The 15,487-nt window shown below is 73.0% G+C and carries 16 protein-coding genes and 1 pseudogene; 9 read left to right on the forward strand and 8 right to left on the reverse strand.

Features of this window, described 5'->3' with window-relative positions; genetic code table 11:
• The 5 genes and pseudogenes from ABZ312_RS30740 to ABZ312_RS30760 form a co-directional block, all read left to right on the forward strand.
• Positions 1–303: pseudogene (locus ABZ312_RS30740) on the forward strand (flavodoxin-dependent (E)-4-hydroxy-3-methylbut-2-enyl-diphosphate synthase); the annotation flags it as partial.
• Positions 304–340: 37 nt separating this feature from the next.
• Positions 341–2,266, forward strand: a complete 1,926-nt coding sequence (dxs, locus tag ABZ312_RS30745) for a 1-deoxy-D-xylulose-5-phosphate synthase (protein ID WP_500323862.1) — start codon at positions 341–343, stop codon at positions 2,264–2,266.
• On the forward strand, positions 2,247–3,650 hold the full coding sequence (locus ABZ312_RS30750) for an aspartate aminotransferase family protein (protein ID WP_500323863.1): 1,404 nt from the start codon (positions 2,247–2,249) through the stop codon (positions 3,648–3,650). The genes dxs and ABZ312_RS30750 overlap by 20 nt, the downstream gene beginning before the upstream one ends.
• Before the next feature lie 83 nt (positions 3,651–3,733).
• The gene (locus ABZ312_RS30755) at positions 3,734–4,351 is read left to right on the forward strand and encodes a helix-turn-helix domain-containing protein (RefSeq protein ID WP_500323864.1); all 618 of its coding nucleotides are present in this window, start codon (positions 3,734–3,736) and stop codon (positions 4,349–4,351) included.
• Positions 4,352–4,365: 14 nt separating this feature from the next.
• Entirely contained in the window at positions 4,366–4,491 is a 126-nt protein-coding gene (locus tag ABZ312_RS30760; RefSeq protein WP_500323865.1) for a DUF6126 family protein, read from the forward strand.
• Between the two features lie 20 nt (positions 4,492–4,511).
• Here the strand turns inward: ABZ312_RS30760 and ABZ312_RS30765 are convergent, their stop codons facing one another.
• On the reverse strand, positions 4,512–5,336 hold the full coding sequence (locus tag ABZ312_RS30765) for a tyrosine-protein phosphatase (protein ID WP_500323866.1): 825 nt from the start codon (positions 5,334–5,336) through the stop codon (positions 4,512–4,514).
• Between the two features lie 243 nt (positions 5,337–5,579).
• On the opposite strand from ABZ312_RS30765, the gene ABZ312_RS30770 reads away from it, so the two are divergent.
• A complete protein-coding gene (locus ABZ312_RS30770) occupies positions 5,580–6,371 on the forward strand; it encodes an SGNH/GDSL hydrolase family protein (RefSeq protein WP_500323867.1) in 792 nt (263 codons plus the stop codon).
• A gap of 31 nt (positions 6,372–6,402) precedes the next feature.
• Here ABZ312_RS30770 and ABZ312_RS30775 read toward each other — a convergent pair whose 3' ends face one another.
• Positions 6,403–6,783, reverse strand: a complete 381-nt coding sequence (locus ABZ312_RS30775) for an ATP-binding protein (RefSeq protein WP_500323868.1) — start codon at positions 6,781–6,783, stop codon at positions 6,403–6,405.
• 214 nt (positions 6,784–6,997) lie between these two features.
• Between ABZ312_RS30775 and ABZ312_RS30780 the strand changes: the two genes are divergently transcribed.
• Positions 6,998–7,864, forward strand: a complete 867-nt coding sequence (locus tag ABZ312_RS30780; RefSeq protein ID WP_500357320.1) for a Sco1979 family transcriptional regulator — start codon at positions 6,998–7,000, stop codon at positions 7,862–7,864.
• Positions 7,865–7,949: 85 nt separating this feature from the next.
• On the forward strand, positions 7,950–8,756 hold the full coding sequence (locus ABZ312_RS30785) for an SAM-dependent methyltransferase (RefSeq protein WP_500323870.1): 807 nt from the start codon (positions 7,950–7,952) through the stop codon (positions 8,754–8,756).
• Positions 8,757–8,777: 21 nt separating this feature from the next.
• On the opposite strand, the gene ABZ312_RS30790 is transcribed toward ABZ312_RS30785, so the two are convergent.
• From ABZ312_RS30790 to ABZ312_RS30815, 6 genes are read right to left on the reverse strand one after another with little or no spacing between them, the layout of a single operon-like run.
• Entirely contained in the window at positions 8,778–9,668 is an 891-nt protein-coding gene (locus tag ABZ312_RS30790; RefSeq protein ID WP_500439223.1) for an STM4011 family radical SAM protein, read from the reverse strand.
• Positions 9,669–9,679: 11 nt separating this feature from the next.
• The gene (locus tag ABZ312_RS30795; protein WP_500357318.1) at positions 9,680–11,059 is read right to left on the reverse strand and encodes an STM4012 family radical SAM protein; all 1,380 of its coding nucleotides are present in this window, start codon (positions 11,057–11,059) and stop codon (positions 9,680–9,682) included.
• The gene (locus ABZ312_RS30800; RefSeq protein WP_500323960.1) at positions 11,056–11,865 is read right to left on the reverse strand and encodes an STM4013/SEN3800 family hydrolase; all 810 of its coding nucleotides are present in this window, start codon (positions 11,863–11,865) and stop codon (positions 11,056–11,058) included. The genes ABZ312_RS30795 and ABZ312_RS30800 overlap by 4 nt, the downstream gene beginning before the upstream one ends.
• A 1-nt stretch (position 11,866) precedes the next feature.
• A complete protein-coding gene (locus ABZ312_RS30805) occupies positions 11,867–13,024 on the reverse strand; it encodes an STM4014 family protein (protein ID WP_500323872.1) in 1,158 nt (385 codons plus the stop codon).
• A complete protein-coding gene (locus ABZ312_RS30810; RefSeq protein ID WP_500323873.1) occupies positions 13,005–13,970 on the reverse strand; it encodes an STM4015 family protein in 966 nt (321 codons plus the stop codon). Before ABZ312_RS30810 ends, ABZ312_RS30805 begins: the two co-directional genes overlap by 20 nt.
• Before the next feature lie 7 nt (positions 13,971–13,977).
• On the reverse strand, positions 13,978–14,934 hold the full coding sequence (locus tag ABZ312_RS30815) for an STM4015 family protein (protein ID WP_500323874.1): 957 nt from the start codon (positions 14,932–14,934) through the stop codon (positions 13,978–13,980).
• 221 nt (positions 14,935–15,155) lie between these two features.
• Here ABZ312_RS30815 and ABZ312_RS30820 point away from each other — a divergent pair, with 221 nt between their 5' ends.
• Positions 15,156–15,482, forward strand: a complete 327-nt coding sequence (locus ABZ312_RS30820; RefSeq protein WP_500439205.1) for a DUF8820 family protein — start codon at positions 15,156–15,158, stop codon at positions 15,480–15,482.
• The last annotated feature ends 5 nt before the right edge of the window (positions 15,483–15,487 follow it).

The following is a 15,487-nucleotide window of genomic DNA, read 5'->3' on the forward strand; positions in this document are numbered from 1 at the left end:
CGTGCGCAGGTGGACGTGTACAAGCTGGCGGACCAGGTGACGGCGGGCCTGGAGGGCATGGAGGTCCCGCTGCGGGTCGCGGTGATGGGCTGCGTCGTCAACGGTCCCGGCGAGGCGCGCGAGGCCGACCTGGGGGTGGCCTCGGGCAACGGCAAGGGGCAGATCTTCGTCAAGGGCGAGGTCATCAAGACCGTGCCGGAGTCGAAGATCGTGGAGACCCTCATCGAGGAGGCCATGAAGCTCGCCGAGCGCATGCAGGCCGACGGAGTGCCGTCAGGAGAGCCCCAGATCAGTGTGAGCTAAAGCGAAACAATCCCCGGCAGGGGAGCGAGGTGGGAAAGTGTCGCTGCTCGAGAACATCCGTGGTCCACGCGACCTGAAGGCCCTTCCGCCGGAGCGGCTGGGCGAACTCGCCGTGGAGATCCGTGAATTCCTGGTGCAGGCGGTGGCCAGGACCGGGGGGCACCTGGGACCCAATCTGGGCGTGGTCGAGCTGACGGTCGCCCTGCACCGGGTCTTCGACTCGCCGGCCGACCGCATCCTGTGGGACACGGGTCACCAGTCCTACGTCCACAAGATCCTGACCGGCCGTCAGGACTTCTCCAAACTGCGCGGCAAGGGGGGCCTGTCCGGCTACCCCTCGCGCGCCGAGTCCGAGCACGACCTCATCGAGAACAGCCACGCCTCCACGGTGCTCGGCTGGGCCGACGGCCTGGCCAAGGCCAACCAGGTGCTCGGCCGACAGGACCATGTCGTGGCCGTCATCGGGGACGGCGCGCTCACCGGCGGCATGGCCTGGGAGGCGCTGAACAACATCGCCGCCGCCAAGGACCGTCCGCTGATCATCGTCGTCAACGACAACGAGCGCTCCTACGCCCCCACCATCGGCGGCCTCGCCAACCACCTGGCCACCCTGCGCACCACCGACGGCTACGAGCGCTTCCTGGCCTGGGGCAAGCAGGTGCTCCAGCAGACGCCCGTGGTCGGCAAGCCGCTGTACGAGTCCCTGCACGGCGCCAAGAAGGGCTTCAAGGACGCCTTCGCCCCGCAGGGCATGTTCGAGGACCTGGGGCTGAAGTACCTCGGCCCGATCGACGGCCACGACGTGACCGCGGTCGAGTCGGCGCTGCGCCGGGCCCGGCGCTTCCACGGCCCCGTCCTCGTCCACTGCCTCACCGAGAAGGGCCGCGGCTACGCCTTCGCCGAGCGCGACGAGGCGGACCGCTTCCACGCCGTGGGCGCCATGGACCCGCTCACCTGCGAACCGCTCACCCCGTCGAGCGGCCCGAAGTGGACCTCGGTCTTCGGCAACGAGATGGTCCGGATCGGCGCCGAGCGCCCGGACGTCGTGGCGATCACGGCGGCCATGCTGCAGCCGGTCGGGCTGGAGAAGTTCGCCAAGGCGTTCCCCGACCGCGTCTACGACGTCGGGATCGCCGAGCAGCACGCGGCGGTCTCGGCGGCGGGCCTGGCGACCGGCGGGCTGCACCCGGTGGTCGCCGTGTACGCGACCTTCCTCAACCGCGCCTTCGACCAGGTCCTGATGGACGTCGCGCTGCACAAGTGCGGTGTGACCTTCGTGCTGGACCGGGCGGGCGTCACCGGCGACGACGGCGCTTCGCACAACGGAATGTGGGACATGTCGATCCTCCAGGTCGTCCCGGGCCTGCGGATCGCCGCGCCGCGCGACGCCGACCAACTGCGCGCCCAGCTCCGCGAGGCGATCGACGTCGACGACGCGCCCACCGTCGTCCGCTTCCCCAAGGAGACCGTCGGCGAGACCCTGCCGGCCATCGACCGGGTCGGCGGCATGGACGTGCTGCACCGCGGCGACCGGCCGGACGTGCTGATGGTGTCCGTCGGCGCCCTGGGCTCGGTCTCCCTGGCCGCGGCCGCCCTGCTGCGCGAACGCGGCGTCGGCGTCACGGTCGTCGACCCCCGCTGGGTCAAGCCGCTCGACGCGGAGCTGCCCGCGCTCGCCGCCCGGCACCGCATGGTGGCCGTCATCGAGGACAACGGCCGGGCCGGGGGCGTGGGTTCTGCGGTGGCGCAGGCCCTGCGGGACGCGGAGACCGACGTGCCGGTCCGGGACTTCGGCATCCCGCAGCAGTTCCTGGCGCACGCCAAGCGCGGCGAGGTGCTGGCCGACATCGGGCTCACCCCGGCCGAGATCGCCGGCCGGATCGGGGCCACCCTGACCCGTCTCGCGGTGAACGAGCAGCACCCGAACGAGAGGCACGTGAGCGATGACATCGCCCGAACCTGAGCCCAAGGGGTTCGATCTGGCGACGCTGCTGGCCGAGCGCGGAGCCGAGCGCTACGACCTGCACGCCAGGTACCTCAATCACCAGTTGCCGCGGATGCTGCACACCATCGGCTTCGACAAGGTCTACGAGCGGGCCGAGGGCGCGTACTTCTGGGACGACGAGGGCCGGGACTACCTCGACATGCTCGCCGGCTTCGGGGTGATGGGCCTGGGCCGCCACCACCCCGTGGTCCGCAAGGCGTTGCACGACGTCCTGGACGCCGGGCTGGCCGACCTCACCCGCTTCGACTGCCAGCCGCTGCCGGGCCTGCTCGCGGAGAAGCTGCTGTCGTACGCGCCGGGGCTCGACCGGGTGTTCTTCGGCAACAGCGGCACCGAGGCCGTCGAGACGGCCCTGAAGTTCGCCCGTTACGCCACCGGCAGGCCCCGCGTGCTCTACTGCGACCACGCGTTCCACGGGCTGACCACCGGCTCGCTGTCCGTCAACGGCGAGGTCGGCTTCCGCGAGGGCTTCGACCCGCTGCTCCCCGACACCGCCGTGCCCCTGGGCGACCTGGCGGCCCTGGAGCGGGAGCTGGCCAAGGGCGACGTGGCCGCGCTGATCGTCGAGCCGATCCAGGGCAAGGGCGTGCACGCCGCGCCGCCCGGTTACCTGCGGGCGGCGCAGGAGCTGCTGCACCGGCACAAGGCGCTGCTCATCGCCGACGAGGTGCAGACCGGCATCGGCCGCACCGGCGACTTCTTCGCCTACCGGCACGAGGAGGGCGTCGAGCCGGACCTGGTGTGCGTGGCCAAGGCGCTGTCGGGCGGCTACGTGCCGGTGGGCGCCACCCTCGGCAAGGACTGGATCTTCAAGAAGGTCTACTCCTCCATGGACCGGGTGCTGGCGCACTCCGCCAGCTTCGGCTCCAACGCCCAGGCCATGGCCGCCGGGCTGGCCACCCTCACGGTGATGGAGGACGAGAAGGTCGTCGCCAACGCGCGGGCCACCGGGGACCTGCTCCGCGACCGCCTCGCCGCCCTCGTCGACCGCTACGAGCTGCTGCACGAGGTCCGCGGCCGGGGCCTGATGATCGGCATCGAGTTCGGCCGGCCGAAGTCGCTGGGGCTGCGCAGCCGCTGGACGATGCTGCAGGCGGCCCGCAAGGGCCTGTTCGCGCAGATGGTGGTGGTGCCGCTGCTGCAGCGGCACCGTATCCTCACCCAGGTCTCGGGGGACCACCTGGAGGTGATCAAGCTGATCCCGCCGCTGGTCATCGGGGAGCGCGAGGTGGACCGTTTCGTGGACGCCTTCACCGCCGTGATGGACGACGCACACGGCGGCGGTGGCCTGATGTGGGAGTTCGGCAGGACACTGGTGAAGCAGGCCGTCGCCAACCGCTGACCCGGGCCCGCGTCCGGCCCACGGTGCCTTGCCCCTGAGGCAAACTTTTTGCCTCAGGGGCGAACCACGTCTATACCTGAGGCATGACCTCACCATCTGCGGACGAGGCGCCCCTGCCGGACGTCGCCCCCCAGTTGCGCGCGCTGCGCCGCAGGGGCGGGCTGACGCTGGAGGCGGCCGCGGCCCGCGCCGGGCTGTCGCCCGCGCACCTGTCCCGGCTGGAGACCGGGCAGCGGCAGCCTTCGCTCCCCATGCTGCTGACCCTCGCCCGCACCTACGGCACCACGGTGTCCGACCTGCTCGGCGAGACCTCCCCCGAGCGCGATCCGGTCGTCCGTGGCGGTTCCGTGCCGCCCGCGGAGGCCGGCGGCTGGACGTACTGGCCGGCCGGGAACCCCGGGCGGGCCATGCAGGCGCTGCGGCTGCACGTGCCGCCCGGCCCCCAGGAGGGGCTGGTCCGCGTCCACGCCGGCGAGGAGTGGCTGCACGTCCTGGGGGGCGAGCTGCGGCTCACCCTCGGGGACGCCGTGCACCGGCTGGTGCCCGGCGACAGCGCCCACTTCGACTCGCTCACCCCGCACCGCATCGCGGCGGCCTCGCCGAACGGTGTCGATCTGCTGTTCGTCCACACGCTGCTGCGGAGTTCCGTCGTAGAGCTGTGCCTGGGCGACGGCCGTTCCCCGCGCCCCCACGGCGCATGACGAGAGGACTGACCGTGTCCGGCAACTCCGGGGGCAAGGCCCCCATGGGCTTCAAGGTGCGCACCTTCATCTACCTGGTGGGGGTCCACGTCATCGCCGCATTCTTCTTCCTGATCTTCCACCTGGCCGGGGCCAAGTAGGGCGGCCCCGCCGCCTCGTGTCAGGCCGGCTGCGCGCCGTCCAGGAAGAGCGCGCGCAGCCGCTCGCGACGCCCGGGGGTGAGGCCGAGCCCCTCCTCCAGGTAGCGGTCCACCGAGCCCCAGTGCTCCTCGATGGTGTCGAAGGCGGTCTCCAGGTACTCCTTGCGCGCGTCGAAGAGCGGGCCGAGCAGCTCCATGACCTCGGGGGTGGTCGCCGGTTCCGCGTCGTCGCCGCGCTTGATGCGGTAGCGGCGGTGGGCCTCGTTGCTCTTGAGGTAGTCCTCCACGATCGCGTCGCGCTCGACCCCGAGGGCGAGCAGGATGACGGCGACCGAGGTCCCGGCCCGGTCCTTGCCCGCGGCGCAGTGCAGCAGCGCCGGCACCGACTCGTCCTCGGCGAGCAGTTCCAGCATGCGGGCGTGCTCGGCGGTGCGGTCCAGCACGATGCGGCGGTAGGCCTGCACCATGCGCGCGGCGGCGCGGCCCTCCCCGAGGATCTGGCGCAGCGCCGCGATGTCGCCGTCGCGGACCGTCGTCCAGAACTCGGCGCCCGAGGCCGGGTCGCTCAGCGGCATGTTGACGTTGCGCACGCCGGGCAGCTCGACGTCCGGGCCCTCCAGCTTCATGTCGGAGGCGTTGCGGAAGTCGAAGACCGTGTGCAGCCCGAGGGTGGAGAGGAAGGCGGCGTCGGCGGCGGTGGCGTGCGCCAGGTGGCCGCTGCGGAAGAGCCGTCCGTACCGCACCCGGCGGCCGTCCGTCGTCGGGAGGCCGCCCACGTCGCGGAAGTTGCGCACCCCGGTCAGCTCGGGTTCCGACGGGGCGGTCTGCGGCGTCTGCTCGGTCACCGGGGCTCCTTCGCTCAGGGGCCGGACGGTGCGGATCACCGGCGGCCGGACCACTCCCGACCTTACGACACCCGTGGCGGCCCGTACCGCGCGGTATGTGATCGCGGGAGGGGGCTGTGCGCGGCGGGCGCGGCACCGCCGTATTCCGCTTCCGGCGGATCCGGCCGGGTGGGATACATCACCCCCCGTCAACCCTTGGTTACGGTGGCGTAGGTCACTTGAGGAGGTGAAGTATGTGCTGACGTGCCAGACGATTCGAAGAGAAACAACAGTGCCGCCATCGGGTCGTACACCGCCCTGGGGGACAGCTTCACCGAAGGTGTGGGCGATCCGGGTCCCGACGGGACGTTCATCGGCTGGGCCGACCGGCTGGCGGTCCTCCTGTCCGACCGCCGCCCGGAGCACGACTTCCGGTACGCGAACCTCGCGGTGCGCGGCCGCCTACTCGACCAGATCGTCGAGGAGCAGGTGCCGCGGGCCGTGGAGCTCGCGCCCGACCTCGTGACCTTCTGCGCGGGCGGCAACGACATCCTCCGCCCCGGCAGCGACCCGGACGACGTCGCGGAGCGCTACGAGGCGGCGGTCGCCCGCCTCACCGCGTCCGTCGGCACCGTCGTGCTGTGCACCGGTTTCGACACCCGCGGCATCCCCGTCCTGCGCCATCTGCGCGGCAAGATCGCCACCTACACGGCCCATGTGCGCGCCATCGCCGACCGGTACGACTCCCCGGTGCTGGACCTGTGGTCGCTCCGTTCCGTCCAGGACCGCCGGGCCTGGGACTCCGACCGCCTCCACCTGTCGCCCGAGGGACACACCAGGGTCGCGCTGCGCGCCGCGCAGGTGCTGGGCCTCGAGGTGCCCGCCGACCCCGACCAGGCGTGGCCGCCGGAGCCGTTCCGCGCGCCCGCCGAGATCCGGCGGGACAACATCCAGTGGGCGCGCGAGTACCTCGTGCCCTGGATCGGCCGGCGGCTGCGCGGGGAGTCCTCCGGCGACAACGTGGAGCCCAAGCGCCCGGACCTGCTGCCGCTGTAGCCGGCGGGCCCGGGGCGCACCGCGCGCGGCGTCAGAAGGGCGAGGCCCCGGAGGCGAGTTCGGCCCACACGACACGGCCGCCACCGTCGTCGGTGGGCCGGACGCCCCATGCCTGCGAGAGCGCGCCCACCAGCAGCAGCCCGCGGCCGCCCTCCTCGTCGACGCCCGCCGCCCGCGGCCGGGGCGCAGTCGGCGCGTGCCCCTGATCGCTGACTTCCAGACGCAGCCGGGTGCCGTCGTAGCGCAGCCCGCAGGTGATGAACTCACTGCCGGTGTGCATGACGGCGTTGGTGAAGAGCTCGGAGACGATCATCTCGGCGTCGTCGCGGAGTCCCTCGTCCGCGTCCCACTCCCGCAACCGTGCCCGCACGCGGTGGCGTGCGTCGGCGACCGAGGACCCGTGAGCGGGCAAACGGAAGAGGTCCTGGCAGCGAAGGGCGTCGAGGTCGCCACGGCGCTCTAACCGCAGAGCGTCTGGTGAGGAGGCCACGTCGCTAACTATGCGGTCCCGTTCTCACTGTTGGCAAGATGCGATCTGTAATTTACAGAACGGCCGATGCGCACTGTCGGTTTTCGTTGACGGCATGACACACTGCTTGTGGCAGAGGGGAGTTGGGGAAGTGGTCGTGACGGACGCGCGGTCAGCCGGTGCCCCCACCGTCCTCCGTGTGGTGCTCGGAAAACGGCTCCAGGACCTGCGTGAGAAGGCCGGACTCTCCTTCGAGGACGCGGGCCGGGCGCTCGACGTCACCCACGCCACCGTCCGCCGCATGGAGAAGGCCGAGGTCGGCCTGAAGATCCCCTACGTCGAGAAGCTCCTGCGCACCTACGGGGTCGGCGACCCGGAAGAGGTCGAGGGGTTCCTGGCGCTCGCCCGCGAGGCCAACCAGCCGGGCTGGTGGCACCGCTACCGCGACGTCCTGCCCGACTGGTTCAGCGCCTTCGTGAGCCTGGAGGGCGAGGCCGGCGTCATCCGCGCCTACGAGCCGCACTACGTCCCCGGACTGCTGCAGACCGAGGACTACGCGCGCGAGGTGCTGCGGGCGGGGAACCCGGGCGCCGGCGACGCGGAGATCGAACGCGGGGTCGCGCTGCGCATGGAGCGCCAGGCCCTGCTCACCCGTGAGGACGCGCCGCTGGTCTGGATCGTCATCGACGAGACGGTGCTGCGAAGACCCATCGGCCGTCCGGCGGTCATGCGCGCCCAGATCGCCAAGCTGATCGACTCCTGCGCGCTGCCCAACGTACGGCTCCAGATCATGCCGTTCACGGCCGGACCGCACCCCGCCATGTACGGCCCGTTCCACATCTTCCGGTTCCAGACGCACGAGCTCCCGGACGTCGTCTACTCGGAAAGCCTGGTCGGGGGCGTCTACTTCGACGACCGCGACGACGTCTCGGCGTTCCTGGAGGCACTGGACCGGATGTGCGCACAGGCCGCGCCCACCCAGAGCACCGAGCGGATCCTCGTCGGCATCCAGAGGGAGACGTGACCATGGAGCGGACCCACGACGGCGACGAGATGACCGCACCGACCTCGACCCGCAAGGGTCACCGGAATCCGAACGGAGCAGGGCGTTGACCGACAAGGGCTTCCCCGCGGAGGAGATCGACACCAGCCGGCCGCACCCGGCCCGGATGTACGACTACTACCTCGGCGGCAAGGACAACTACGAGGCCGACCGCGAGGCGGCCGAGATGGTGATCCGCATGACCCCCGACGCGCGCCCCAGCGCCCGCGCCAACCGGGACTTCATGCAGCGCGCGGTCCGCTACGCGGCGGGGCAGGGCGTCCGGCAGTTCGTCGACATCGGCACCGGCATCCCCACCTCGCCCAACACCCACGAGGTCGCCCGCTCCGTCGTCCCCGAGGCCCGGGTCGCCTACGTCGACAACGACCCCATCGTGGCCGCCCACGCCGGCGCGCGGCTCACCAACACCGGCAACGCCGGCTTCTTCCTCGGCGACGTCCGTGAGCCCGAGACCATCCTGGAGCACGCCACCATCCGGGAGCTGATCGACTTCGACGAGCCCGTCGCCCTGATGCTCGTCGCGCTGCTGCACTTCGTCCGCGACGACGAGGACCCGGCCGGGATCGTGCGCACCCTGACCAAGAACCTCCCGTCCGGCAGCTTCCTGATCCTCAGCCACGGCACGACCGACTTCCACCGCGACGTCGACGCCGACGCCGGTGAGGCGTACAAGAACGCCACCTCCACCCTCAACCTGCGCAGCAAGCCGCAGATCGAGCCCTTCTTCGAGGGGTTCTCCCTGGTCGAGCCGGGCCTGGTGCAGGTGCCGCGGTGGCGCCCGGACTCCCCGTCCGCGCAGGAGGGCGAGCACGCCCGTGCCGCCTTCTGGGGAGGGGTCGGCCGCAAGGGCTGACGCGGGGGCGTCGGCCGCCCGCTAAGGGAGCGGGAGCGGCAGGAGCGGGAGCGGTGTCCGCCCCGGCGGCGGCGCGGCGGGGATCCGCTCCAGGACCCCGCCCGCGAACACGTCGTACAACGGCAGCGTCTCCAGGTGGACGTAGCCGATGTGGCAGTCGCAGACGGCCAGCGGGCACGCGCGCGGGCGCAGCGCCGCGCGGTAGGAGCCGTCGTAGAGGTTGCCCAGTTCCTCGGGGACGAAGTGGCAGCGGCGCACCGTGCCCTCGCCGTCCACCGAGATGACCGACTCGCCCGTGCGGCACGGCAGGCCCGCGCTGCGGTGCGGATGCCGGCTGTACGGGAAGAGCGGGTCCAGCGCGGTCCACCGCGCCGCCTCGGCGTCGGTGTAGGTGTGGCCCTCCGCGGCGTTGACCCACAGGTAGACGTGGTCCGGGAGGTCGGCCCGCAGCCGGCCGGCCAGTCCCAGGTGCTCCGGCAGCCCGACGACGCCCACGCTGTGGCGGACGCCGCGGTCCGCCAGCTCGCGGCACCTGGCCAGGAAACGGTCGTAGGGCGTCTGGCCGGGGTGGAAGGTGCACCACAGGGCCAGCGTGTCCAGGTCGGCCTCGTCCAGCCACTGCGTGCGGCAGCTCAGATTGGTCTGGATCGCCACCCGGCGCACGTGCGGAAGCCGGCTCAGCTCCGCCAGCGTCCGCCGGTACCAGGAGCGCACCAGTCCCTCGCCCCACGGGGTGAACAGCAGGGAGAGCCGGTCGTCGGTCTGCCCGGCCGCCCAGCCCGCGAAGCGCTCCAGCGCGACGCGGTCGGCGGTCAGCTGGGCGCGGCTGTCACGGCGCTTGGCGAAGGGGCAGTACGGGCAGTCGTAGTCGCACGAGGCCAGCGGGCCGCGGTAGAGGATCGTCAGGTCCATGGCGGGGGCGCTCACTTGGGCTCGTAGGCGGCCATGCGCCGGTGGACGGCGGCGGAGAACAGCTCGGGTCCGGCCGCGTCGGAGTGGGCGAGCCCCTCGGGCGACAGCCGCAGCACCTCCGGCCCCGCGGCGGCGTCGAGCCAGCCCCGGTCGGCGAAGCGCTGCAGCTCCCCGGCGAAATCCTCCCCGGGAGCCGTGCCGAACCGGGTCCGGTACTCCGCGACGGGCAGGCCCTCGGCCTGCAGCAGGGACTGCAGCAGATGACGGCGGCGGGCCTCCTCGGCGTCCATCGCCCAGCCGAAGTCGGCGTGGGCGAACTCCTGCGTGGTGCGCGCCGTGTACTCGTCGATGATGCCGCGGATGTGGTGCATGTCGACGGCGTAGTCGAAGGAGTAGTGCAGCGAGGAGGTGTACGAGCGGGCGCCGCAGCCCAGGCCCACCATGCCGTCGGTCTGGCAGGCGTAGTCCCCGCCGCCCGTGGTGGGCGCGCCCGCACGGCGGAACATGCGCATCGACACCTGCTCGTAGCCGTGCGCCAGCAGATGGTCGCGGCCGTGCCGGTACAGCCGCAGCCGCTGCTCGTCCCACGCCGCTTCGCCCCGCGCGGCGTCGGCCGCGTGGCGGCCGAGGCCGGTGAGCGGGCGGACGTACAGGGGGTACAGGTACAGCTCCTCGGGCCGCCAGGCGAGCGCCGCGTCGAGGGACTGCGTCCAGGAACCCTCGGTCTGGCCGTCGATGCCATAGATCAGGTCGATGTTGAGGACGGGGATGCCCGCTTCCCGGATCCTGCCCAGCGCCGCCTCGACGTCGGCCCGGCGCTGGGGACGGACGGCGGCGCGCGCCTCGGCGTCGACGAAGCTCTGCACCCCCAGGCTCAGCCGGGTCGTGCCGCGCTCCGCCAGCACCGACAGCCGGTCGGCGGTCGCGGTGGCCGGCGAGGCCTCCACGGAGAGCGGTATCGCCCGCAGGTCGGCCCCCAGGCCACGTTCGGCGAGATCGCAGAGCCGCTCCAGCTCGGCAGCCTCCAGGTACGTGGGGGTGCCGCCGCCGAAGGCGGCGTTGGCGAACCGCGCGCCCTCGCCCAGCGCCTCCCGCACCGCCGTGGCCTGGCGCTCCAGCGCGTCCAGGTAGGCGGTCGCCAGGCCGTCGGGCGCCCCGATCCTGGTGAAGAGGTTGCAGAAGCCGCAGCGGACCTCGCAGAACGGGATGTGGAAGTAGAGGGACAGCGCGTCCTTCGGCTCGTCCGCCCACAGGTCGCGCAGCCGGGCGTGCTCGCGGGGCAGCGCGCGGTAGGCCGTCTTGTGCGGGTACGCGTACACGTAGTGCCGGTACGGGCGCACGGCGGCCGTGGCCGGGGGCGTGGCGGAGAGCGTCACGTCGGTGAGGGTCATCGGGCGGCCCCGTCGAGGAGGAAGTGGGCGTAGGGCACCGTCCACACGACCTCGTGGCCGATGCGGTGGCCGGTGTGGCCGTCCTCGCCGTACGCCGTGCCGTGGTCGGAGCATACGACGGCCAGGCACGGACGGCGGCTGGAGGCGGCGGCGAAGAGCCTGCCGATGTGGCGGTCGACGTACTCCAGGGCGGCGGCGTGGGTGGCGCGCGAGTCGCCCGCCTCCCGGGTGGCACCCGGCAGGTGGAACCAGTTGGGCTGGTGCAGCGCCGACACGTTCACGAACAGGAAGAGCCGCTGCTGCGGCGGCAGGGCGGCGACGACCTCCTCGGCGCGGGCCACCTGGGCCTCGAAGGAGGTCGGGGAGGGCACCCCGAACTCCGGCTCCCAGTGGCTCTCCTGGAAGAGCCCGGGCAGCACCGAGCCCAGCGGCGCCTGCTTGTTGAAGAAACCGACGCCGCCGATGCACACCGTGCGGTAGCCGGCCCCGGCCAGGCCCGACACCAGGTCGGGGGTGTCGTACACGAAGGTGCCGTCCGCGGTGCTCTCACTGCCGGCGAAGCGCGCCGCGAACAGCCGCGGGTGGGGACCGGGCGTGGTGGGTGTGGGCAGGAAGCCCGCGAAGATCGCCTGGTGGGAGGCGTAGGTGAAGCTGCCGGGCGCGTGCCGGCGCTCCCACCGGCCACCGGGCAGATGGCGGGCCAGGTGGGGGATGCGGCCGGCCGCGGCGAGCTCCTCGGCCACGTCGTGGCGGAGGGTGTCCAGGGTGACCAGCAGGATGTCGTGGCTGCCCACGATCTGGTTCATGTCAAGCGGTGGCGTCATGGTGGTGCTCCTCGCGTCGCGCGCCGTGCATCGCGGCCGGTACGGCGGCGACCTGGGCGGCGTAGGTGTCCAGGCCCTCGGCGCCGCTGCCGGGGAGGCCGGTGAGCCGGGGCAGCAGATCCCCGAAGGCGTTGACCTCGCCGACGGCGAAGCGGCGCCAGCCGGTCGCGGGCAGGACGTCCACGCCCACGCAGAGCGTGCCGGGGAAACACGCGGCCGCCCGTTCGGCGGTCGTCAGCACGTCCCCGAAGTCGCCGCCCGCGGCGCGGATCGCCGCGCGGGCCGTGTCCAGGTCGCCGCGGGCGCCGCCGAGGTGCAGGTTCGTCATGGGGTGCGGGCTGGTGCGGACGACGGCGTGCGTGGCGCGGCCCGCGACCACCACCACCCGCAGGTCGGCCGCCCGCCCGTGCTGGGACGCCTTGGGCAGCCAGCGCTCGACGTGCAGCCCGTCCGGGGCCAGCGCGTCCACGAGGGCGGCGACCTCCTGCTCCGTGCGGTACTCGCGGACCCGCAGCGAGTTGAACAGGCGTCCGTCGGCGGTGGTCTCCACCGAGGTCGTGGCCTTGACCCGGCCGGGGCCCGCCATCGCCAGCGCCACCACCCCGGAGGCGGAGGAGCCGTGCGCGGGCTTGAGGAACGCCCGGGAGATCCGGGCGGACCGCAGGCGCTCCCTGAGCTCGGCCCAGCCGCGCACCGGCGGCCCGTCGGGAGCGGGCGGCACCGGGACGCCCGCGGAGGTCAGCCGGGCGTGGCAGCGCCGCTTGTCGAACAGCACGGCGACCTCCCCGGCGTCCGCCGACGGCACCGCGCCGGCCCGGCGGGCCGCCTCCGTCACCTCGTGCACGGCGGCGGTGAAGCGGCGGTACCACAACGCGGTGCCCTCGACCCTGGCCGGGTCGTCGGCGCCCCGCAGCAGGCGGTCGACCTCCGCGTCCTCGCCGGGCGAGTCGACGCGCACGAACTCACCGGGCGCGAAGGCGTACCGGCCGCGCAGCACGTCGCGCCACGCCAGCACACGGGGCGCGGGATGGCCCGCGGCACGCACCGCGTCGGCGAAGAGGGTCGTCCTGCGGTTGCCGGGGTTGCCGACGACGGCGATGCGGAGCGCACCGCCGGTACCGCTACTCGGAGACGGCGACATAGCGCCACTCCTCGTTCCGCCAGTGATGCGGCTCGCGGTGCTCCGACAGGTCGACCTCGGTGCCCGCGGAGCCCACGACGGCGCGCAGCCGCTCGGCCACGGCTTCGCTCAGGTAGTGGTGGTGCAGGTCGAGCCGCTTGAGGTGGGTGAGCGGCTGGCCGCCCAGCAGTGCCTCGGCGCCGGTGTCGGTGAGGGTGCCCATGGACAGGCTCAGCGTCTCCAGCTGCGCGACGACGGGAGCGGAGGCCACGGCCGCCGCGATCTCGTCCTGCAACTCGCTGTCCTGCAGGCCGAGGTGGCGCAGCGCGGGGAAGCGGCCGCCGGCCAGGACCGGCGCGAGGTCGGCGACCGTGGAGTCCCCTCCGTACTGCTCCACGCCGAGCCACAGCTCCAGCCGCTCCAGCGCGGGCAGCTCGCAGGCGCCGACCGCCCGCACCACCGTGCCGGGGAGCCCGCCGGACTCCAGGCGCAGCACGCGCAGCGCCTCGTGACGGACGGGACGCAGCGACAGCGGCTCCTCGCCCAGCCCCTGCGAGTCGCCGCCACGGACACCGAACTCCTCCAGCAGCGGGAAGCGTTCGAGGACGGGCGTGACGTCGGTCAGCTGCAGCCAGGAGACCTCGCACTCCTCGCCGGTCACGTCGGCGAGGAACAGGGCGCGCAGCGCGGGGAAACGCTCCGCGTCCGCGAGCACCAGTTCCAGCGCGGGACGCAGTTCGGAGTACTCGTCGTCCCACCAGGGGCCGAGGACCAGCGCGCGCACCCGCGTGGTGTCGACCGCCGCGGTGAAGTGGCCCCACAGCTCGGGGAAGGGGATCTCGCCGGCCTCGAAGCAGTCCAGCCGCCAGGCCACGGCGTCGGGGCCGGGCAGCTCGGCCGTGCCGGCCTCGGGCAGCGTGTGCACGCGCAGCCCGTGGAAGGTCTCCAGGTGACGTGTGACGGTCATGACGGCCTCACTCCGCGACGGCGGTGTAGCGGTGGACCTCGCCGTCCCACTCGTCCTCGTCGCCGGGTTCGGAGAGGTCGACCTCGACGCCCGAGGGCTCGAGGGCGGCCCGCACGCGCTCGGCGACCGGCTCGGTGACGAAGTTGTGGTGCAGGTCCAGCCAGTTGAGGTGGGTCAGCGGCTGGCCGGCGAGCAGGGCGGTCACACCGTCGTCGGTGAGCACGCCCAGGGACAGGTCGAGCGAGGAGAGCTGGGCCACGACGGGGGCAGCGGCGACGGCGGCGGCGATCTCGTCCTGGATCTCGCTGTTGCGCAGGCCGAGATGGCGCAGCGCGGGGAAGCGGCCGCCGGCCAGGACCGGCGCGAGGTCGGCGACCGTGGCGTCGCCGCCGTACTCCTCCACGCCCAGCCACAGCTCCAGGTGCTCCAGCGCCGGGAGTTCGCTCGCGGCGACACCGCGGACCACCTCACCGGGCAGGCCGCCCGCCTCGAAACGGAGCGTGCGCAGCCGCTGGTGGTGGGTCGCAGGGAAGCGCAGTCCGGTGCCGCCGCGGACGCCGAACTCCTCCAGCCGCGGATAGGCCTCGAGCACCGGCGTCACGTCGGACTGCTCGATCCAGGAGATCTCGGCCTCCTCCATCTCCAGGTCGCCGAGGAACACGGCCTCCAGCGCGGTCAGCCGTTCGCGCGCGTCCACGAGCAGCCGCACGAGGACACCGGAGTCGTTGTCGTACGGCTCGCCCCACTGGCCCAGGACGAGGGCCCGCACGCCCGCGGGCTCGACCGTCTCCAGGAAGCGGTCCCACAACTGCGCGAAGGTCTCCTTCGCGTCGTCCTCCCAGGGGTTGACGGCCAGCCGCCACGCCACCGCGCCCGCCGCCGGGAGCTCCTGCCGCGCGCCGGGCGCGGGGAAGTCGAAGGCCGGCAGGCCGTTCAGTTCCTGCAGATGTTCGACGTGGGACATCGGTGGTCTCCCGAGGTGGACGGACGCGGTGCCTTGACGTGGTGGTGCCTTGACGTGGAGGTGCTTCGAGGCGGTGGTGCCTCGCTCGCGAAGAGTTCTACCAAGCCGCTCCGACAGTGCCTGCCGCGGGCTGTGCACAAGCCGTCGGGGGCGTTGTCACACCCCGCGCGTAGCGTCGTGGACATCGGGTCGGCGGGTGCCGACGGCGGAGGGAGACACGCATGTACCGGCAGGGGGACGTCCTGATCGTGCCCGTCGCGGAAGCGGCCGTGCCGCCGGGCACGGACCGGATGCCGCGGCAGGCGAGGGACGCGCGGGGCAGGCTCGTGCTGGCCCTCGGCGAGGTGACCGGGCACGCCCACGCGGTGGTCGGGCCGGGGACGCTGGTGCGCGAGACCGGGCCGTTCGGGGCGGCGTACCTCCATCTCCCGGACGGCGGGCGGGTGGTCCACGAGGAGCACGCCGCGATACCGCTGCCGAAGGGGTGGTACCGGGTGGTGCGGCAGCGCGAGTACGTGCCCGGCGCGGTCCGCGTCGTGGCGGACTGACCAGG

Origin of the sequence: Streptomyces sp. NPDC006207 (assembly GCF_040613835.1) — a bacterium.
Taxonomy (GTDB): Bacteria; Actinomycetota; Actinomycetes; order Streptomycetales; family Streptomycetaceae; genus Actinacidiphila.